This is a genomic window from Phenylobacterium composti DSM 19425 (assembly GCF_059568645.1).
The window spans coordinates 234,074-252,323 of sequence record NZ_JCANTT010000015.1 but is presented as its reverse complement, the minus strand read 5'-3'; the positions used below and the strand labels follow the sequence as shown (position 1 = coordinate 252,323).

26 protein-coding genes are annotated in these 18,250 nt (G+C 72.6%); 15 read left to right on the top strand and 11 right to left on the bottom strand.

The window, feature by feature from the left end; genetic code table 11:
• On the top strand, positions 1–312 hold a 312-nt coding region (locus tag BO64_RS11615), incomplete at its 5' end, for a transposase (protein ID WP_496403459.1).
• Here BO64_RS11615 and BO64_RS11610 read toward each other — a convergent pair.
• Positions 309–881: a terminase small subunit-like protein gene (locus BO64_RS11610; RefSeq protein WP_496403458.1), complete on the bottom strand. Its 573-nt coding sequence runs from the start codon at positions 879–881 to the stop codon at positions 309–311. The two genes, BO64_RS11615 and BO64_RS11610, sit on opposite strands and share 4 nt — an antisense overlap.
• Positions 882–967: 86 nt before the next feature.
• Entirely contained in the window at positions 968–1,399 is a 432-nt protein-coding gene (locus BO64_RS11605) for an MAPEG family protein (protein ID WP_496403457.1), read from the bottom strand.
• A gap of 180 nt (positions 1,400–1,579) precedes the next feature.
• On the opposite strand from BO64_RS11605, the gene BO64_RS11600 reads away from it, so the two are divergent.
• From BO64_RS11600 to BO64_RS11585, 4 genes are all read left to right on the top strand, one after another.
• Positions 1,580–1,780: a hypothetical protein gene (locus BO64_RS11600; RefSeq protein ID WP_496403456.1), complete on the top strand. Its 201-nt coding sequence runs from the start codon at positions 1,580–1,582 to the stop codon at positions 1,778–1,780.
• Between the two features lie 84 nt (positions 1,781–1,864).
• On the top strand, positions 1,865–2,290 hold the full coding sequence (locus BO64_RS11595) for an OsmC family protein (RefSeq protein WP_496403455.1): 426 nt from the start codon (positions 1,865–1,867) through the stop codon (positions 2,288–2,290).
• A 221-nt stretch (positions 2,291–2,511) separates the two neighbouring features.
• Positions 2,512–2,868, top strand: coding sequence for a YMGG-like glycine zipper-containing protein (locus BO64_RS11590; protein ID WP_496403454.1), 357 nt, complete (start codon positions 2,512–2,514; stop codon positions 2,866–2,868).
• A 222-nt stretch (positions 2,869–3,090) separates the two neighbouring features.
• The gene (locus tag BO64_RS11585) at positions 3,091–3,264 is read left to right on the top strand and encodes a hypothetical protein (RefSeq protein WP_496403453.1); all 174 of its coding nucleotides are present in this window, start codon (positions 3,091–3,093) and stop codon (positions 3,262–3,264) included.
• On the opposite strand, the gene mtgA is transcribed toward BO64_RS11585, so the two are convergent.
• Positions 3,261–3,971, bottom strand: a complete 711-nt coding sequence (gene mtgA, locus BO64_RS11580) for a monofunctional biosynthetic peptidoglycan transglycosylase (protein WP_496403452.1) — start codon at positions 3,969–3,971, stop codon at positions 3,261–3,263. The two genes, BO64_RS11585 and mtgA, sit on opposite strands and share 4 nt — an antisense overlap.
• Positions 3,972–4,056: 85 nt before the next feature.
• Here mtgA and BO64_RS11575 point away from each other — a divergent pair, with 85 nt between their 5' ends.
• Entirely contained in the window at positions 4,057–4,716 is a 660-nt protein-coding gene (locus tag BO64_RS11575; protein WP_496403451.1) for a nitroreductase, read from the top strand.
• A 10-nt stretch (positions 4,717–4,726) separates the two neighbouring features.
• Here BO64_RS11575 and BO64_RS11570 read toward each other — a convergent pair whose 3' ends face one another.
• The gene (locus BO64_RS11570; RefSeq protein ID WP_496403450.1) at positions 4,727–5,713 is read right to left on the bottom strand and encodes a WD40 repeat domain-containing protein; all 987 of its coding nucleotides are present in this window, start codon (positions 5,711–5,713) and stop codon (positions 4,727–4,729) included.
• Between the two features lie 135 nt (positions 5,714–5,848).
• Here BO64_RS11570 and BO64_RS11565 point away from each other — a divergent pair, with 135 nt between their 5' ends.
• The 4 genes from BO64_RS11565 to BO64_RS11550 all read left to right on the top strand — a co-directional run bounded on the left by BO64_RS11565 (position 5,849) and on the right by BO64_RS11550 (position 8,890).
• A complete protein-coding gene (locus tag BO64_RS11565) occupies positions 5,849–6,289 on the top strand; it encodes a biopolymer transporter ExbD (RefSeq protein WP_496403449.1) in 441 nt (146 codons plus the stop codon).
• Positions 6,290–6,412: 123 nt separating this feature from the next.
• Entirely contained in the window at positions 6,413–6,736 is a 324-nt protein-coding gene (locus BO64_RS11560; RefSeq protein WP_496403448.1) for a hypothetical protein, read from the top strand.
• A gap of 86 nt (positions 6,737–6,822) precedes the next feature.
• Complete coding sequence (gene ald / locus BO64_RS11555; protein ID WP_496403447.1) at positions 6,823–7,935, top strand: alanine dehydrogenase; 1,113 nt, start codon at positions 6,823–6,825, stop codon at positions 7,933–7,935.
• A gap of 94 nt (positions 7,936–8,029) precedes the next feature.
• Positions 8,030–8,890: a dienelactone hydrolase family protein gene (locus tag BO64_RS11550; RefSeq protein WP_496403446.1), complete on the top strand. Its 861-nt coding sequence runs from the start codon at positions 8,030–8,032 to the stop codon at positions 8,888–8,890.
• A 28-nt stretch (positions 8,891–8,918) separates the two neighbouring features.
• Here BO64_RS11550 and BO64_RS11545 read toward each other — a convergent pair whose 3' ends face one another.
• Positions 8,919–9,782 (bottom strand): bifunctional regulator KidO, encoded by an 864-nt coding sequence (locus BO64_RS11545; protein ID WP_496403445.1) that lies wholly within the window; start codon positions 9,780–9,782, stop codon positions 8,919–8,921.
• Between the two features lie 79 nt (positions 9,783–9,861).
• Between BO64_RS11545 and BO64_RS11540 the strand changes: the two genes are divergently transcribed.
• Positions 9,862–10,908 (top strand): XdhC family protein, encoded by a 1,047-nt coding sequence (locus tag BO64_RS11540; RefSeq protein ID WP_496403444.1) that lies wholly within the window; start codon positions 9,862–9,864, stop codon positions 10,906–10,908.
• Here BO64_RS11540 and BO64_RS11535 read toward each other — a convergent pair.
• Genes BO64_RS11535 through moaA form a run of 6 tightly spaced genes read right to left on the bottom strand, consistent with a single transcriptional unit; the run spans position 10,842 to position 14,835 of the window.
• The gene (locus BO64_RS11535) at positions 10,842–12,032 is read right to left on the bottom strand and encodes a molybdopterin molybdotransferase MoeA (RefSeq protein WP_496403443.1); all 1,191 of its coding nucleotides are present in this window, start codon (positions 12,030–12,032) and stop codon (positions 10,842–10,844) included. The two genes, BO64_RS11540 and BO64_RS11535, sit on opposite strands and share 67 nt — an antisense overlap.
• 50 nt (positions 12,033–12,082) lie before the next feature.
• Entirely contained in the window at positions 12,083–12,565 is a 483-nt protein-coding gene (moaC, locus tag BO64_RS11530) for a cyclic pyranopterin monophosphate synthase MoaC (RefSeq protein ID WP_496403442.1), read from the bottom strand.
• Positions 12,562–13,107, bottom strand: coding sequence for a molybdenum cofactor biosynthesis protein B (gene moaB / locus BO64_RS11525; protein WP_496403441.1), 546 nt, complete (start codon positions 13,105–13,107; stop codon positions 12,562–12,564). The genes moaC and moaB overlap by 4 nt, the downstream gene beginning before the upstream one ends.
• On the bottom strand, positions 13,104–13,562 hold the full coding sequence (locus BO64_RS11520) for a molybdenum cofactor biosynthesis protein MoaE (protein ID WP_496403440.1): 459 nt from the start codon (positions 13,560–13,562) through the stop codon (positions 13,104–13,106). Before BO64_RS11520 ends, moaB begins: the two co-directional genes overlap by 4 nt.
• Positions 13,559–13,798 (bottom strand): MoaD/ThiS family protein, encoded by a 240-nt coding sequence (locus tag BO64_RS11515; RefSeq protein WP_496403439.1) that lies wholly within the window; start codon positions 13,796–13,798, stop codon positions 13,559–13,561. Before BO64_RS11515 ends, BO64_RS11520 begins: the two co-directional genes overlap by 4 nt.
• A gap of 2 nt (positions 13,799–13,800) precedes the next feature.
• Positions 13,801–14,835, bottom strand: a complete 1,035-nt coding sequence (gene moaA / locus BO64_RS11510; RefSeq protein WP_496403438.1) for a GTP 3',8-cyclase MoaA — start codon at positions 14,833–14,835, stop codon at positions 13,801–13,803.
• A 29-nt stretch (positions 14,836–14,864) separates the two neighbouring features.
• Here moaA and BO64_RS11505 point away from each other — a divergent pair, with 29 nt between their 5' ends.
• The 4 genes from BO64_RS11505 to BO64_RS11490 all read left to right on the top strand — a co-directional run bounded on the left by BO64_RS11505 (position 14,865) and on the right by BO64_RS11490 (position 18,218).
• Entirely contained in the window at positions 14,865–15,437 is a 573-nt protein-coding gene (locus BO64_RS11505) for a nucleotidyltransferase family protein (protein ID WP_496403437.1), read from the top strand.
• A gap of 166 nt (positions 15,438–15,603) precedes the next feature.
• Positions 15,604–15,954 (top strand): c-type cytochrome, encoded by a 351-nt coding sequence (locus BO64_RS11500; protein WP_496403436.1) that lies wholly within the window; start codon positions 15,604–15,606, stop codon positions 15,952–15,954.
• Positions 15,955–15,964: 10 nt separating this feature from the next.
• Positions 15,965–16,849 carry a precorrin-2 dehydrogenase/sirohydrochlorin ferrochelatase family protein gene (locus tag BO64_RS11495; RefSeq protein ID WP_496403435.1) on the top strand — a complete coding sequence of 295 codons (885 nt, stop codon included), beginning with the start codon at positions 15,965–15,967 and terminating at the stop codon, positions 16,847–16,849.
• Between the two features lie 49 nt (positions 16,850–16,898).
• Positions 16,899–18,218 carry a dipeptidase gene (locus tag BO64_RS11490; protein ID WP_496403434.1) on the top strand — a complete coding sequence of 440 codons (1,320 nt, stop codon included), beginning with the start codon at positions 16,899–16,901 and terminating at the stop codon, positions 18,216–18,218.
• Positions 18,219–18,250 lie beyond the last annotated feature (32 nt).

Below are 18,250 nucleotides of genomic sequence, written 5' to 3'. Positions count from 1 at the left end.
GCGCTGATCGACGGCTTGCCGCCCGCTCAGGCGCTGGTGGCCGATCGCGGCTACGACGCCCAAGCCGTCATCGACCTCGTCCGCGCCCGCGGCGGCTGCGCCCACATCCCCACCCAGAAGGATCGCAAGGTCCAGCGCTCCGTCGAGCCGGCGATCTACCGCCAGCGCAATCAGGTCGAACGCTTCTTCTGCAAGCTCAAGCACTTCAGGCGGATCGCAACGCGCTTCGACAAGCTCGCCAGGAACTTCCTCGCCGCCGTCCTGCTCGCCTCAACCCGCCTGTGGCTCAGAGCTTATGAGTCCACGACCTAGTCGAGTCCCGAGGCGGGGCCGCCGGGACGGCCAGCCAGGGCGGCGGCCCGGGCCAGGCTGCGACGGATCGCCCGGCCCCCTTCGCCGGCGGCGTCCTCCTCGGAGAGGCGGGCGATGGCCCGGCGGGCGGCGGCGTCCACCCGGTCGAGGTGCAGGTCGCGGCCGAGCCAGACCAGCCGGGCGAAGCGCGGGCGCCGGCGCATCCAGTTGTAGAGCGTCATCAGCGAGGGCAGGGCCGGGTCACGGGCGATGTGGTGCAGGGGCTCGCCCCGGGAGAGGCGCTGGAAGACCTCTTCGGCGATCAGCGGGTCATAGCCGTCGTGGCGGCCGGGGCGGTCGACGCCGCCGATCCGCCGGGCCAGGCGCACATTGGCGGCGAACTGGGGCCTCGCGCGCATCCAGGCCCGCACCTGCTGGGGCGAGGGCATGTCGGGGCGCTCGCCCAGACGGCGCAGGCTGATCCCCCGGGCGAGGCCGTAGCAGACGCGGGCCGCAACGGCCTCGGACCAGCGGACGTAGGGTTTGCGGGGCTTGCGGGGGGCTTCGGGTTCGGGGCGCGGCGCGGACATGCCCCCGCCCTTAAGCCCCCGGTGCGTCAGGGGCGGACGCCGGCCAGGCCATGGCTGATCCTGGAGCGCCGCCCCCGGCCGCCGGCCTAGAACACCGCCAGGGCGGCGCGGACGGCGAGGGCCACCAGCACCAGGGTGGAGAGGGTGAACACCGCCCAGCGGAGCATGATGATGTTCACCGTGGCCTGGACGAGGCTGTGGACCAGCCGCAGGGCCACATAGAGCCAGGCCAGCCAGGCGTTCAGCCCCTCGCCCGCGCCGGCCAGGGCCAGGGCCAGGGCCGTGGCGTAGAAGATGGTCGGCTGCTCCATCAGGTGGTTGTAGTTGTCGGCCTTCCAGCGGACCTGCGGCGGGAGCTGGGCGGCCAACTCCGCCGGGGGCCGGGTCGGGTCGAGGGGAATGTTCAGCCGCTGCATGGCCGGTATGCGGGTGGCGTAGAGCCACGCCCACATGACCAGCGACCAGATCACCAGCGCCACAACGGGCTGCAGGATCGGGGCGGCCGTCGCCTGTTCCATCGCGTTTCCTCCGAGTTGATTGTGATTTTGCGGCGAGCATGGCCGGGAAAGCTGCGCCGTACCAGCGTTCGGATCGGGGCGGCCGAGCGGCGGGCCGAGTGGCGGGCTGGGCGGCGGGAGGGGCGCTGACGGTTGCGTGACCGCGGGAACCGGCGCGCGGTCAAGCTCGTTCCAGAAGGCATGAACAGGGCTGAAATCTATCTCAGACACGCCGCCGAAGCCGAGGCGCAGGCGGCGCGGGCGCAGAGCCTGGCCGGGCGGCTGCGCTGCCTCGATCTTGCGGAAGGCTACCGGGCGCTCGCCCAGCGCATGCAGGCGATCGCCGCCGAGCCGCGGAGCTGGTCGCCGCCGGGCGCGGCCCAGGACCGCCAGACCGCCTAGCCATACCTTCGGACAGGTCGCCGCCCGCCCGGAAGGGCGCCAGGGTGGCGGCCTCATCCCTCCAAGGACGACGGGAGCTTCAAGATGATCCGCAAGGCGAGCGCGGTGTGGCGTGGAACCGGCCGGGACGGGGCGGGCGCCCTGACCTCGGGCTCGGGCGTGCTGTCCGAGACCCCCTACAGCTTCAAGACCCGGTTCGAGGGCGATCCGGGGACCAATCCCGAGGAGCTGATCGCCGCCGCCCATGCGGGCTGTTTCACCATGGCCCTGGCCTTCGGCCTGCAGCGGGCGGGCTTCACGCCCGAGGAGCTGCGCACCGAGGCCGCCGTGTCGCTCGACCAGGACGGACCGGGCTTCAAGATCAGCCGCTCGGCCCTGACCCTGCGGGCCAGGGTCCCGGGGCTGGAGGCGGACAAGTTCGAGGAACTGGCGCGGGATGCGGAGCAGAACTGCCCCATCTCCAAGGTGCTGAACGCCGAGATCACCCTGGACGCGGCCCTGGAGGGCTGAGCGCCGGGTCGCAAGGACCTCCACCGGCCGCCAGTATGGCTGGGAGGCGATTGGCTAGCCTCAAACGCCCTGCGGGCATCCCCGGCCCGCAGGGCTCTTTTTTGCCCGCCGCCGGACGGCGCGGGGCCGGCCCGGCAGATGACCGGAACCTGAACGGCGGGGTTCAGGGGCGGTTCAAGGGGCCTCTTCTAAAACGGCTCCAACACGAAGGAGCTACCCCCATGACGATGCAAGGCAAGACGTCCAAGATCGCGGTCGCGGCGCTGGTCGCGGGGGCGATCGCCCTGCCGGCCGGGACCGCGGCGGCGGGCGAGAAGACCGATCGGGCCATCATCGGGGCCCTGATCGGCGGCGTGGCCGGCGCGGCCCTGTCCAAGGACGACGCCACCGGCGCCCTGGTGGGCGCGGCCGCCGGCGCAGCCCTGGGCGCGGCCACGGCCAAGGACAAGAAGCACTATTCCTACCGGACCAGCCGGCCCTATTCGAACTACAACAGCCGCTACAACGGCTACAGCCGGTACGACCGCTACGGCCGCTACGACACCCGTTACCCGCAGTCGGGCCGCTACTACCGGTAAGCGGGCGTGACCCTGGCGAGCGGGGACGGCCCCGGCGCGGCGTCGCGGGTCCTCGGCAAGTAAAGCCCGGGATCGGCGGCGCCGCGGAAGGTTGCGTAAGACAAGATCAAGTAAGTTTGTGTTCAGCGATCTGCGATTCGCGTGTTGAGCGGGTCGCGTGCTAAGTCGGGACCTGGCCGGTGAGGCGGTCATCTATCGTCGAAGGCGCGCGGAACGCTGCGGATGCAGAAGTTCATCATCCAACAGAACATCCAGCATTTCGAAGACCTGCTGGAGGCCGCCGTCGCCCCCGAGGATCGTCAGCGCCTGGAAGCCCTGCTGGCGGCGGAGCGCGCCAGGCTGCGCGCCCTCGAGGAGGCCGGCGAGGCGGAAGCCGCCCCTAGTCGCGGCCGCTAGTCCAGGACGCAGGCCGCCAGGCCCTGGCCGCGCACGGCGGCGGCGTTGCGGCGGATGCTGCCCGAGCGGCGCTGGACGTAGGGGCCGGGCCGGGCGGCCTTCCACGACAGGGGCTTGGGCACGATGGCCGCGAGCCGGGCCGCCTGGGCGGCGGTGAGGTCCTTGGCCGAGACCCCGAAATTGGCCCGGGCGGCGGCCTCGGCCCCATAGATCCCCGGGCCCCATTCGATGGAGTTCAAATAGACCTCCATGATCCGCCGCTTGCCCCAGCCGATCTCGATGAGGACGGTGAAATAGGCCTCCAGGCCCTTTCGCACCCAGTCCCGTCGCGGCCACAGGAAGACGTTCTTGGCGGTCTGCTGGCTGATGGTGGAGCCGCCGCGGATGCGCTTGCCGTTCTGGTTGTAGGCCATGGCCTTGCGGATGGCGTTGAAGTCGAAGCCGAAGTGCTCGCAGAAGCGGGCGTCCTCGCCGGCCATCACCGCGCGCACCAGGTCGGGGGAGATGTCCTCGATCGGCGTCCACTTGCGCTGGAAGCCCTGGCCCTCGAACACCCGCTGGACCATCAGATAGGTGAGCGGCACGGGCACGAAGCGGTAGACGGCCACGGCCAGCACCGGCCCCACCCAGACCACCAGCAGCAGCGCGGCCAGGACGCCGCTCAACACCTTGCGGACCCTGCCCGCCGCCTTGCCCCGCTTCGCCACGCCGCTCGCCCCGATGGACTTGTCTTGACCTTGGGACCGGATGCTAGTCCCGCCCGCGAACCTCGGAAATCGGGATTGCCGCATCATGAACGTCAGCGAAGCGGTCGCCCGCCGCGTCTCGATCCGGGCCTTCCGCCCCGACCCGGCGCCGGCGGCGACAGTGCGCGAGATCCTTGAACTGGCCGCCAAGGCGCCCTCGGGGGGCAATCTGCAGCCGTGGCGGGTCTACGCCCTGGCCGGGGCGCCGCTTGAGGCCCTGAAGGCCGAGGTCCGGGCCAATCCCCTGGGCGAGCCGCCGGAATACGACGTCTATCCGCCGAACCTGTGGGAGCCGTTCCGCAGCCGCCGCTACCAGAACGGCGAAGACCTCTACGCCACCATCGGCATCCCCCGCGAGGACAAGGCCGCGCGCCTGCGCCAGCTGGCCAAGAACGGCGAGTTCTTCGGGGCCCCCGTGGGCCTGTTCTTCTGCCTCGACCGCAAGCTCGGCCCGCCGCAATGGGCGGACCTGGGCATGTACATGCAGACGGTGATGCTGCTGGCGGTGGAGCGGGGCCTGGACACCTGCGCGCAGGAATACTGGGCGCGCTATCCCAGGACCGTGGCCCGGGCGCTCGACCTGCCCGACGACCACATGGTGTTCTCGGGCATGGCCCTGGGCTATCGGGACGAGACCCACCCGATCAACACCCTGGTCGCCGCCCGCGACCCCTTCGAGACCTGGGCCGAGCTGAAGGGCTTCTGAGCGGCGGACCCTAGCCCGCCACCTCGGCGACGCCGGCCTCGCCCGCCTCGTCGCCCCAGGCCACGCGCCGGGCGTCCGCCGTCATGGCCAGGGCGGTGATGGGGGCGCCCTTCTCGGCCTTGAGGGGAATGACCTTCTGGCCGGTGAGGTCGCAGGCCCAGACCCGGCCGTCCTCCGTGCCGGCGGCGAGCCAGCTGGTGGCCGGGGCCGTGGCCACCTTGGTGACCGTGGTGCTCTCGTCATAGCCGACCTCGGCCGCCTGCTTGCCCATGGGGCCGGCGGGGCCGGAGAACGGCCAGATGACCACGCCGTTGGCGCCCGAGGTGGCGAGCAGCGAGCCCTTGGAGAGGAAGGCGAGGCTGCGCGGCTTGGCGGGATAGCCGCCCATGCGCATGTTCTTCTCGTCGGCCACGCGCCAGCCGTGCAGCTGATTCTCCTGCATGGCGCTGAGCAGGAACTTGCCGTCGGGGCTCCAGACCACAGCCACGTGGCTGCCGGCCCATTTCAGGAGCACCGGCTTCTGGTCGGCGATCCGGGCGTACCAGAGGAAGGCGCCGCCGTAGCTGGCCACCGCCAGGCGCCGGCCCTTGGGATCGAAGGCCACGTCCGCCACCGACTTCTCGTGGGTGAAGAGCCGCTGGAAGGCGGCGTCCCCCGCGTCGCGCACATGCAGCTCGCGCCCGGCCCCGAAGGCGATGAGGCCCGACTGCGGCGAGGCGGCCACGGTCTCGATCCACTTGCCGGGCAGGCGGGCGATCTCCTCGACCGTCCCGTCGGGCCGGACCCAGGCCAGCCGCCCGTCGTCGCCGCCGGAGAGCAGGCCCGAGCCGCCCGGATGCAGGGCGGCGGCGAGACTCGCCCCGTCGTGGACCTCCACCGTCGTCTCGCCCGCCGGGCCGCCGGCGAAACGCACGGTTCCGTCGCCCAAAGCGAATCCGGCGTTCCCCGAATTGTCGAAAAGCGCGGCCGTAACGTAGGCGTCGAAGCTCAAATTCATGGCTTCCCCCTAGATCGGGGGCTCAACGGCTGCAAGGCGCGCGCATTCACGCTTTACAAGCCCAATCCGGCTTGCCAATGGTCCCGACGAACGGGCGAGCGAAGTGGGCGCGCCCGAGGGAAGGATCCAGGACGCATGGGTGCGAAAGTCGGCGGCGGGGGCGGCAGCAAGTTCGACCTCGGCCAGAATTCGGACATGAACGTCACGCCCTTCGTGGACGTGATGCTCGTGCTCCTCATCATCTTCATGGTGTCGATCCCGGTCGCCACGGTGTCGATCAAGCTCGACCTGCCGCCGGCGGTGCCGCCGCCGCCCGGGACGGAAGTGAAGGAACCCACGCTGATCAACATCCAGCGTGGCGGCCTGTTCATCGGCGACCAGCCGACCAAGCTGGAAACCCTGGCGGGCGACCTGACCAAGCGCTTCACCGCTGACGATCCGGGCACGCCGCCCACCGAGCAGCGCGTGTACATCCGCGCCGACCGCGACGTCCGCTACGGCGACTTCATGGCGGTGATGAACGACCTGCAGGGCAATGGCTTCTATCAGGTCGCGCTGATCAACGAAGAGCTCTAAGCCCTTCGGCCAAGTTTCAAGGAAGAGCCCGCCCGGGGAGACCCGCGGCGGGCTTTTTCGTGACCTGAGCCGCCGCCGGGGAACCTCGCCGGCTCCTGCCGATTGTCGAGGCAGGAGAGTCCCATGGCCCAGCACCCCGACCAGAACCTGCAGCACGGCGTCCCCATCGGCGACGGGATGCGCGATTCGGCGACGTCCGGCGCCGGCGAGGTCGCCACGGGCGACCGCCGCGAGGAGGTCCACTATGCCCGCCGGGAGAGCGGCGAGCTGCGCGCCGACCACCTGCGGCGCCCCGATGGCCCCCTGCCGCCGCAGATGGCCACGGTGGAGGGCGCGGCGGCCGCCGAGGGTCAGCCGGTGCAGGACGTGGCCGTGGCCCCCGACGGTCCTTCGGCCTGGGACGCCCGGCCGGTGGACGATGGCCAGGCGCATCCCGGCAAACGGTGAAGCTTGCGATAACGCTGGTTGACAGCGCAAGGCGCTGCCCCCAAGTCCACGCCCTCAAGCAATAACGAACCCCGAGGGAGGGCTTCATGCGCGTCGGCGTGCCTCGTGAGATCAAGCCGGACGAATATCGTGTGGGGCTGACCCCCGCCGCTGTCCGCGAATATGTCGCCCATGGCCATGAGGTGCTGGTGGAGCAGGGCGCCGGCGCCGGCGCCGGCTATGGGGACGAGGCCTATGTGCGGGCCGGCGCCCAGATCGCCCCCAATGCGGCGGCGGTGTTCGCCGAGGCCCAGATGATCGTGAAGGTGAAGGAGCCCCAGGCGGTGGAGTGGGCGCAGCTCACCCCCGACCACATCCTCTTCACCTATCTGCACCTCGCCCCCGACCCGGCCCAGACCGAAGGGCTGCTGGCCTCGGGCTGCGCGGCCATCGCCTACGAGACGGTCACGGATGACGCCGGCGGCCTGCCCCTGCTCGCCCCCATGTCGGAGGTGGCCGGGCGGATCGCCGTCTTCTCGGCCGGGGAGACCCTGCTGAAGCACAACGGCGGCATGGGCCTGCTGATCTCGGGCGTGCCGGGCGTTCCCCCGGCCCGGGTCTGCATCCTGGGCGGCGGCGTGGTGGGCGCCAATGCGGCGGTGATGGCCGCCGGGCTCGGCGCCGAGGTGGTGATCATGGAGCGGTCGATCCCGCGCATGCGCTACATCGACGACATCTTCGCCGGCCGGGTGATCACCCGGTATTCGACCTACGACTCGGTGGAGGAGGAGATCCTCAAGGCCGATGTGGTGATCGGCGCCGTCCTCACCCCGGGGGCGGCCGCGCCCAAGCTGGTGCGCCGGGAGCACCTGGCGCGGATGAAGCCGGGGGCGGTGATGGTGGACGTCTCCATCGACCAGGGCGGCTGTTTCGAAACGTCCAAGCCCACCACCCACCAGAACCCCACCTATGTGGTGGACGGGGTCGTCCACTACTGCGTGGCCAACATGCCGGGCGCGGCGCCGCGCACCTCGTCCGAGGCCCTGGGCCACGCCACCCTGCCGTTCGGCCTGCAGCTGGCCAACCACGGGCTCGAGGCCCTGAGCGCCAACCGGCACCTGGCCAAGGGGCTGAACGTCCTGGCCGGGGAACTCACCCATCCGGCCGTGGCCGAGGCCCTGGGCAAGCCGTTCACGGACCCCTACGGCGTCTGGCGCTGAGCCCGCCGCCGCTCGCCCGCGCTTCCCTTGGCGAAATAACGCCGCAACAATCACCCCGACGCTTTCGGACGAAGAGCCAAAGGGAGAACGCGGCATGTGCGACGAGGACATCAATCCGTGGGCCGAGCCGGTCTCGCGGCGGACGGTCGGCCTGGGCGCCCTGGGCGTGGCCGCCTTCGCCCTGACGGCGGCCGAGGCCGCGGCCCAGGCCGGGGTGGTGGAGACCGACGTGACGGTGAAGACCCCGGACGGGGAGTCCGAGGCGGTGCTGTTCCATCCGCAGGGCCGCGGGCCGTGGCCGGGCGTGCTGGTGTGGCCGGACATCGGCGGCCTTCGCCCGGTGTTCCGGGACATGGGCCGCCGGCTGGCGGCCGAGGGCTATGTGGTCCTGGTGGTGAACCCCTTCTACCGCTCGGCCAGGCAGGCCGAGACCCAGAAGCTGAGCTTCGGCGATCCCGAGGGCCGCAAGGCGCTGATGGCCTATCGGCAGACCCTGGTGTCGGGGGACAATCCGTTCACGGACGCCAAGGCCTATGTGGCCTTCCTCGACGCCCAGCCGCAGGTGGACAAGCGGCGGCCCATCGGCGTGCAGGGCTACTGCATGGGCGGGCCCCTGTCGTTCCAGACCGCCGGGGCGGTTCCCGAGCGCATCGGGGCGGTGGCGAGCTTCCACGGCGGAGGGCTGAACACGCCCGAGCCCAGCAGCCCGCACCTGCTGGTGGCCAGGACCCGGGCCTCGTACCTGGTAGCCGTGGCCAAGAATGACGACGCCCGGGACCCGGAGTCGAAGGAGATCCTCAAGAAGACCTTCGCCGAGACGGGCCGGCCGGCGACCGTGGAGGTCTATCAGGGCGACCACGGCTGGACCGTGCCGGGCAGCCAAGTCTACCACGAGGCCGAGGCCGAACGGGCCTGGGCCGAGCTGCTCAAGCTGTACGGATCGGCGCTGAAATAGCCGGCGCGGGCTGGCGGGGCGGCGGGCTCTAGGCCGCCGCCCAGGCGAGGGCCTCGGGGTCGTCGAGGGCCATTTCGTCCCAGTCGAGGTCCGGGGGCGGGCTCATGGCGGCGGCGACCACGGCGCTCATCTCGGCGGCCGAGCTGACGCCCACCAGCACGGCGGAGGCCTCGGGCCGCGACAGGGCGAAGCCCAGGGCGGCCTGCAGCGGGTCGGAGCGGCCCTCGGCGATCAGGCGTCGGGCGCGGCTGATGCGGCCGGCGGCGGCCTTCAGGTGGCTGGGCGCCCGGTCCGGCGGCAGGAACAGCACGCCGTTGAGGAAGATCGAGCGCAGGTGGACCTCGACGCCCATGCCCGCCAGCTCGGCCAGGGTGCCGTCGATGAGCAGGCGCTGGTCCAGCAGCGAGGCCGGGGCCTGGACGATGTCGGGCTTGAAGCGCTTGGCCACGCCCACGGGATCGTCCGAGGCGTAGACCGAGACGCCGATGCGGGCGCACAGGCCCTCGTCGCGGAGCTTGCGCAGGCGGTCCCACAGCTGCGGCCCGAGGGGCGAGAAGAGGTCGGTGGCCGAGGGCGCCATGAGGGCGTCCACGCGCTCGACGCCCATGCGGGCTATCTGGGCGCGGATCTCGGCCTCCACCAGATCGGGGCCCCGGTCGGGGCGGACGGTGGTGAGGGTGATCCGGAACGGGCAGGGCCGCGGCAGGATCTGACCCAGGAGGCTCTCGGCGTTCTGGCTATGGCGGGCCAGTTCGAACACGCCCAGCCCCGAGCGGGCGGCGATCGACAGGATGTCGCGAGCCTCGGCTTCGCGCGGACGGCCCCGCAGGGCCGGCTGGTCGAGGCCGAATTGCCCGGACGCGAGGCCGAGCTTGCTGAGCGGGGACGTCATGGATGGCGAGGGCTTGTGTAGTCCTTATGGGCCGCCATCTTCACCTGGAAGGCCTAAGAACCGGTGACTGAGACCTTTCGTGAGTCTTAAAAGCGTGAATTCGTCACAGATCGTTCCGCAGCTCGCGCCCTTGCCGGACTGGCCGGTGTTCGGCCTGGCCGACGACGTGCGCCCCGCGCTGGCGGCGGCCCGGGCGGCGGGGGCGCCGTGCGTGCTGGCGACCCTGACGGCGGTGGAGGGCGGCGGGCCCCGGCCGCCGGGGACCCAGATGGTCTTCGCCCCCGAAGGACCGGCGGGCGGGGTCAGCGGCTATTTCTCCGGCGGCTGCGTGGAGGGCGACGTGGCGGGGCACGCCCAGGCCTGCCTGGAGGACGGAACGCCCCGCATCCTGGTCTATGGCGAGGGCAGTCCCTGGCCCGACATCCGCCTGCTGTGCGGGGCCAGGATCGAGATCTTCCTGGAGCGGATCGCCCCGGACGATGCGGCCATCGGGGAGGTGCTGGCCGCCCGGGCCGAGCGGCGGGCGGCGACCTATGTGAGCGACGGGCAGGCCCGGGCCTGCGCCGCCGAGGTCTCCCCCTGGATGGAGGCGGTGGTGGAGCGGATCTATGAGCCCACGCCTCGGCTGGTGGTGATCGGCGGCGATCCCACGGCCCTGGCCATCGCCGAGCTGGGCGCCCGTTCGGGCTTCGAGACCACCCTGGTGCGGCCCAAGGGGCCGGAAACCCCGCCCCCCGTGGCGGGGATCGCCTATCTGCGGGACGAGCCGGCGCAGGCCCTGGCGGCCATCGGCCTCGATCCCTGGACCCATGTGGCGGTGGCCACCCACGACCTGGACACCGACCGGGCGGCCCTGGCGGCGGCCCTGCCTTCGCCGGCGGGCTATGTGGGGCTGCTGGGCGCCCGGCGGCGGCTGGCCGGGCGGCTCGCCGAGCTGCGGGCCCTGGGCATGGACGAGGCGGCCATCGGCCGGCTGCACGCGCCCATCGGCCTCGACATCGGCGGCAAGGCGCCCTTCGAGGTGGCGGTGTCGGTGATCGGCGAGATCACCGCCCTGCGCTACGCCCGGGACAGCGGCAGCACCTCCGCCAGCGACCCGGCCTCGGCCGCGGGGGCGCCCGGCTGACGCCGGAGCAGGGCGTCGGCGGCGGCGAAGACGCTCACCAGGGACGAGTCCTGGTCCCGGAACGGCAGGACGCTCACCGCGCCGTCGGCGCAGGCGAGCCGGGCGCGCATCCAGTGCTCCCGGGGGCCGTTGGCGGGCAGGGGCGTCTCCAGCCGGGCGGGGATCAGGCGGGGCCCGGCCTCGGCGCCCTGCCAGCGGGCCAGGAGCGGGCGCAGGAACAGTTCGGCGCAGACGAAGGCCGAGGCCGGGTTGCCCGGCAGGCCCAGCATGAGACGCCCGTCGGCGAGGCGGCCGAAGAAGGTGGGCTTGCCGGGCCGCACGGCGACGCTGGCCACCTTCAGGTCCAGGCCCAGGGCCTCGCCGGCCTTCCGCACCAGATCGTGGTCGCCCACCGAGGCGCCGCCGATGGTCACCACCAGCTCGGCCTCGGCGGCGCGGAGGGCGGCGATGGTGGCCTCAAGATCGTCGCGCACCGGCCGGGCGCGGACGGGCTCGCCGCCGAAGGCCGCGATCATGGCGGCGAGGGCCGGGGTGGCGGAGTCGTAGATCTGGAACGGGCCGGGCCGGGCCGGGGCCTCGATGATCTCCTCGCCGGTGGAGAGCAGGGCCACGCGGGGGCGGCGGGCGACGGCGAGCTCGGCCCGCCCGGCGGCGGCGGCCAGGGATAGCCGCCAGGGATCGAGGCGCACGCCCCGGGACAGCAGGGCGTCCGCCGCCCGGAAGTCGCCGCCGGCGGGGCGGACGTAGTGGCGGGGCTCCACCCCGGGGACCGTCACCGCATCGCCCTCGCGACGGGCGTCCTCCTGGATGACGACGGCGTCGGCGCCCGCGGGCAGGGCCGCGCCGGTGAAGATCCGCACCGCCTGGCCGGCGCCGAGGACGCCCGCATGGCCGCGCCCGGCGGCGCTCTCGCCCACCACGGCCAGGGTCCCGGGGGTGTCGGCGGCGCGGACGGCGTAGCCGTCCATGGCCGAGGCGTCGAAGGGCGGCTGATGGCGCACGGCCGTCACGTCCTCGGCGAGGACCCGGCCGGCGGCCTTGTCCAGGGGGACGGTCTCGGCGGCGGGGGCCGGGACCTCGGCCAGCATCCGCGCCCGGGCCTCGTCGACGGGGAGGAGCTTCATCCTGCTGTCCTTGCGGGTCTGGCCTTGGGGGAACCTGGGCTGCGGCGGGCTCAGCGCGGACGGGCGGGGGCGCGATAGTCGCCCCCCTTGCCGCCGGTCTTCTCCACCAGGCGCACGGCCTCGATGACCATGCCCTTCTCGGCGGCCTTGAGCATGTCGTAGAGCGTGAGCAGGGCCACGGAGGCGGCGGTGAGGGCCTCCATCTCGACCCCGGTCTGGCCGGCGGTCTTCACCCGGGCGGTGACGGCCAGGCCGCCCTCGGCCGGCTCCACCCGCACCTCGGCCCGGGTGATCGGCAGGGGGTGGCACATGGGGATCAGTTCGGCGGTGCGCTTGGCGGCCATCACCCCGGCGATCTCGGCCACGGCCCGGACGTCGCCCTTGCGGCCCTCTCCGGAGAGCGCCAGGGCCAGGGTCTCGGGGGCCATGCGCAGGAAGCCCTCGGCCACGGCCTCGCGGGCGGTGACCGGCTTGTCCGAGACGTCGACCATGCGGGCGCGGCCGGTCTCGTCGAGATGGGTGAGGCGGGTCACGCTTCCATGAGCCTGGGCATGAGCTCGACCATGTTGCAGGGGCCGTGACGGCTGTCGAGCTGGGCGGAGATGACCTTGTCCCAGCCGTCCTTCACCGCCCCGTTGGAGCCGGGCAGGCAGAAGACGAAGCAGCCCTTCACGATCCCGGCGAGCGCCCGGCTCTGCAGGGTGGAGAGGCCCACCGACTGGTAGCTGATCAGGTGGAAGATGACGGAGAAGCCGTCGATCTCCTTGTCGAACAGGGGGCGGATGGCTTCGGGAGTGACGTCGCGACCGGTGATGCCGGTGCCGCCGGTGGTGACGATGGCCTCGACGCCGGCGTCCACCCAGGCCAGCACCTGGGCGCGGATGGCCTCGATGTCGTCGGGGACGATGCCCTTGCCCGCGAGCTCGTGCCCCGCCGCCCGCACCCGCTCGGCGAGCAGATGGCCCGAGGTGTCGCTCTTCTCGTCGCGGGTGTCGGAAATGGTGAGGACCGCGACCTTCACCGGCTTGAAGGGCTTGCGCTCGTCGATGCGGCCGCCGGGGGTGAAAGCGTTCATCTGTCGGTCTCCTGTTCCCAGCGCGCGCGGTCGGCGTGGTCGGCCGCGGTGGGCTCGATCCAGCGGGCGCCGCCGGGACCGTGCTCCTTCTTCCAGAACGGCGCCCGGGACTTCAAGTAGTCCATCAGGAAGTCGCAGGCCTCGAAGGCCGCCCGGCGGTGGGCGGCGGCGGTGGCCACGAAGACGATGGGCTCGCCGGGGGCGATCTGGCCGACGCGATGCAGGATCATCAGGTCGTCGAGGCCGAAGCGGCGGCGGGCCTGGTCGGCGATCTTGCCGATCTCGGCCTCGGTGAAGCCCGGATAGGCCTCCAGCTCCAGCACGGCGGTGGAGCCCCGCTCGGCCCGGGCGAGGCCGGTGAAGGTGGCCACGGCGCCGGTCTCGGTGCGGCCCTTTGCGAAGTCCGAAAGCAGGGCGCCCGGGTCGAAGGCCTGGTCGGTCAGCCGGATGCTCATCCGCCGCTCATGGGAGGCAGGAAGGCCACTTCCGAGGCCTCGCCCAGGGCCCGGTCGCCGCGCACCAGGGCCTGGTCGACGGCGACCCGGACGCCCTCGGCCTCGAGGGCCCGACCCAGCTCCGGGTCGGCCTCGGCGAGGCGGCTCTTCAGCTCGGACAGGGACGAGGCCGCCACGGCGCGCTCACGCCAGCCGGCGAGGTCGCGCAGGGGACCGAACAGCAGGACCCGGGCCATGGTCAGCCGCCCGTGGTGGACATGTGCCGGGCCACCGCCGGGGCGGGGCGGGCGAGGTCGAAGTCGTGGCCGCGGGGCTTGGCGTCCACCGCCAGGCGGATGGCCTCGATGAGGTCGGCGTCGCTGGCGCCGGCGCGGATCACGGCGCGCAGGTCGGCGCTGTCCTCCTGGCCGAGGCAGGTGTGCAGCGTGCCGGTGCAGGTCAGGCGCACGCGGTTGCAGGCCTCGCAGAAATTGTGGCTGAGCGGGGTGATGAAGCCGAGGCGCCCGCCGGTCTCGGCGATGCGGACATAGCGGGCCGGACCGCCGGTGCTGAGGGGCAGGTCCTCCAGGGTCCAGAAGGCCGAGAGGTCCTGGCGCACCCGGGCCAGGGACAGGAACTGATCGGTGCGGTCGGCGTCCACCTCGCCCAGGGGCATGGTCTCGATGAGGGTGATGTCGCAGCCGCGGCCGTGAGCCCAGGCGATGAGGTCGGGCAGCTCGGCGGCGTTGTTGTCCTTCAGGGCCACGGTGTTGATCTTCACCTTCAGGCCGGCGGCCTGGGCGGCCTCGACGCTCGCCAGCACCCGGGAAAGGTCGCCGCCGCGGGTGAGGACGCGGAAGAGGTCGGGCCTCAGGGTGTCGAGGGAGACGTTCACCCGCCGCACGCCCGCCGCCGCCAGGCGCGGGGCGAACTCGGCCAGGCGCGTGCCGTTGGTGGTCAGCGTCAGCTCGTCCAGGGCGCCCGAGCGCAGGTGGCGGGCGAGGCTTTCCACCAGCTCCATGAAGCCCTTGCGGACCAGGGGCTCGCCGCCGGTGAGGCGCAGCTTGCGCACGCCCAGGGCGATGAAGGCCGAGGCGATGCGGTCCAGCTCCTCGAGGGTCAGCACCTCGGCCTTGGGCAGGAAGGTCATGTGCTCGGCCATGCAGTAAACGCACCGCAGGTCGCAGCGGTCGGTCACCGACAGGCGCAGATAGGTCACCGTCCGGCCAAAGCCGTCCACGAGCCGGTCCGGCCGCGCCGCCCCTTGCGGCGGAATGGGATCGGTGAGCCTCATACGGCGCTGAAGATAGAGGCGATGGCGTCGTGGCGACAGAGGCGGTTGTGCTCGCGGCGGGCGCGGGCTCCAGGTTCGGCGGCGGCAAGCTGCTGACCTCCTATGGCAAGGGCGTGCTGCTGCACGGCGCCCTGGCGGCGGCCTTCGCCGCCCCGGTGCGGCGGGTGACGGTGGTGACCGGGGCGGACGGCTCGCAGGTGGCCGAGGCGGCCCTGGCCTACGACCCCAGCGTCCAGATCGTCGACGCCCACGACTGGGAGGAGGGCATGGCCGCCTCCCTGCGGGCGGGAATCGCCGGCCTGCCGGCCGACACCGAGGCCTGCCTGATCTTCCTCGGCGACATGCCGCGGGTGCCGCATGCGGTGCTGAGACCGCTGTGCGAGGCGGTGGCGGCGGGCGCCCCGGCGGCGGCGCCGGTGTTCGGGGGGCGGCGGGGCAATCCGGTGGCCCTCGGCAGGGCGCTGTTCCCGGAGCTCCTGGCGCTGCGGGGGGACACGGGCGCCCGGGGCGTGCTGGAGGCCCTGGGCGGGCGCCTCGCCCTGGTGGAGGCGCCCGACGACGGGGTGCTGTTCGACGTGGACGAGCCGGCGGACATCGCCTGAACGCCGGTCAGCTTCGGTTCATCCGCGAGGCGTCATCCCAGGCGGGCGCTCTGATCCGTCCTTAGGCAGGGCACGGCCGTCGGACACCGGCGGCATGTGAACGGTGGCGTTCGCCGCCAAGGACGGCTAAGGGGCGCCGGTCGTAAAGACACTTGGGGAAGATTACATGAACCGCGTTTCCGCCCTGGCCGCCCTGGCCGGCGCCCTGGCCCTGTCGTTCGGCGCTCCGGCTCTCGCCGCCGACGGCCAGCAGCTTTTCAACATGCAGTGCAAGATGTGCCACAACGGCGGGCCGATGGGCCCCTCGCTGACGGGCGTGGCGGGCGCCAAGATCGCCTCCAAGGACTTCGCCTATTCCCAGGCCCTGAAGGGCAAGGAAGGGACCTGGACCGACGCCAATCTCGACGCCTTCCTGAAGGCCCCGGGCCAGTTCGCCCCCGGCACCAAGATGCTGGTCGCCGTGCCGTCTGAGGAGAACCGAGCCGCCCTGATCGCCTTCCTCAAGACCCTGAAGTAACCTCGTCCGCATGGACGCCTTCCCCGCCTTCTTCCCGCTCGCCGGCCGCACGGTGGTGATCGCGGGCGAGGGCGAGGCGGCGGAGGCCAAGGCCCGGCTGTTCGAGGGCTCCCCGGCGACGGTGGTGCGACTCTCGGGCGCCGAGGCCCTGGACCGGCGGTCATACGCCGCCGCCACCCTGGCGTTCGTGGCGGCCGACGACGAGCATTTCGCCCGGCAGGCGGCCGAGGCCGCCCGGGCGGCGGGGACGCCGGTGAACGTGGTCGACCGGCCGGCCCTCTGCGACTTCACGACCCCGGCGGTGATCGACCGCGGCGAGGTGGTGGCCGCCATCGGCACCGGCGGCGCCTCGCCCATGCTGGCCACCCTGCTGCGCCATGACCTGGAGGTCCGGGTGCCCGAGGGCGCCGGACGGGTGGCGGCCCTGTTCCGCCAGATGCAGGGCGAGGTGCGCGATGCCCTGCCCGACCTGCACCGCCGCCGGGCCTTCCTGCGGACCGCCCTGACCGGCCCCGCCGCCGAGGCGGCCATGCAGGGCGACATGCAACGGGCGCGGGAGCTGCTGCGCATGGCCCTGGCCCAGGACGCGCCCCTGGAGGTTTCGGTCCGCTACATCGACGCCCGCGGCCCCGCCGACCTTCTGACCCTGCGCGCCGCCCGGGCCCTGGCCGCCGCCGACGTACTGGTGTGCGATCCCGGGGCCCACCCGGAGGTGTTGGCCCTGGCCCGCCGGGACGCCGAGCGTCGCGACGGCCTGTCCGTCGGCGACCTGTCGGTCCTGGCCCGCGACGGGCGGCGGGTGGCGCGGCTGGTGACCGGCTCAAGCTGGCGCACTGAGCAGGCCGAGCTGGAAGCTGCCGGAATCGAGACCGAAGTGCTGCCGATCGCCGGCTAGGGCCCGCACGCCGTTGACCGCCAAGGCGCCGCTTGCCAAGCCTTGGGCCATGAAGACGCTTTTCAGCACCGCCGCCTTCGCCGCCCTGTCCCTCGCCGCCGGCGTCGCCACGGCCCAGACCCCCGGCGCCCCCGGGGAGGCGCCCGACCCGAAACTGGTCGCCCGCGTGGAGCGGGTGCTGGCCAAGACCCCGCTGATCGACGGCCACAACGACCTGCCGTGGGCCATCCGCCAGCGTTTCGAGAGCAAGCTCGACAAGGTGGACCTGGGCAAGGACACCCGCGCCCTGGGGGGCGACCCGCCGCTGATGACCGACATCCCGCGGCTGAGGGCGGGCAAGGTGGGCGGCCAGTTCTGGTCGGTGTGGATCCCCGCCGGCCTCACCGGCCCCGAGGCCGTGCAGGTGACCCTGGAGCAGATCGACCTCGTCAAGCAGATGGCCGCCCGCTGGCCGCGCGACCTGGAGATGGCCTATTCGGCCGACGACATCGTCCGCATCCACAAGGCCGGGAAGGTGGCGTCCCTGCCCGGGATCGAGGGCGGGCACCAGATCAACGACAGCCTGGCGGTGCTCCGCCAGATGTATGACGCGGGCGCGCGCTACCTGACCCTGACCCACTCGCGCACCACGCCCTGGGCCGACTCGGCCACGGACAATCCCAAGCACGACGGCCTCACCGCCTTCGGCGAGGAGGTGGTGCGGGAGCTGAACCGGCTGGGGATGCTGGTGGACCTAGCCCACGTCTCGGAAGCGACCATGAAGGACGCCCTGCGGGTTTCGCAGGCGCCGGTGATCTTCTCGCACTCGGGCGCCCGGGCGGTGGCCGAGCATCCGCGCAACGTCTCGGACGAGGTGCTGGCGCTGGTGAAGCAGAATCGGGGGGTGGTGATGGCCAACTTCGCCCCCGGCTACGCCAGCACCGAGGCCGCCCGCTGGGCCTCCGACCATGCGGCGGAGCGGACCCGCGGCAACGCCCCGCCCTACGCCGGCCTCTACATCGGCCAGCCCGAGAAGGCGAAGGCGGCCCTGGAGGCCTGGGAAAAGGCCAATCCGCACCCGCCGGTGACCCTGTCCATGATCGCCGACCACGTGGAGCACATCGCCAAGGTGTGCGGGAAGGAGTGCGTGGGCATCGGCTCGGACTTCGACGGGATCGGCAGCACCCCCGAGGGACTCAGCGGGGTGGACCAGCTGCCGAACCTGCTGATCGAGATGGCCCGCCGCGGCTGGACCGACGCCGAGCTCGCCGGCCTGGCCGGGGGCAATGTGCTGCGGGTGATGCGCGAGGCCGAGGCGGTGGCCAAGCGCCTGCAGGCCGAGCGCCCGCCCTCCAGCGCCACCATCGCCGAGCTGGACGGCAAGAAGTAGGCCGGATCGAAAAAGGGCCTCCCCGGCGCGAA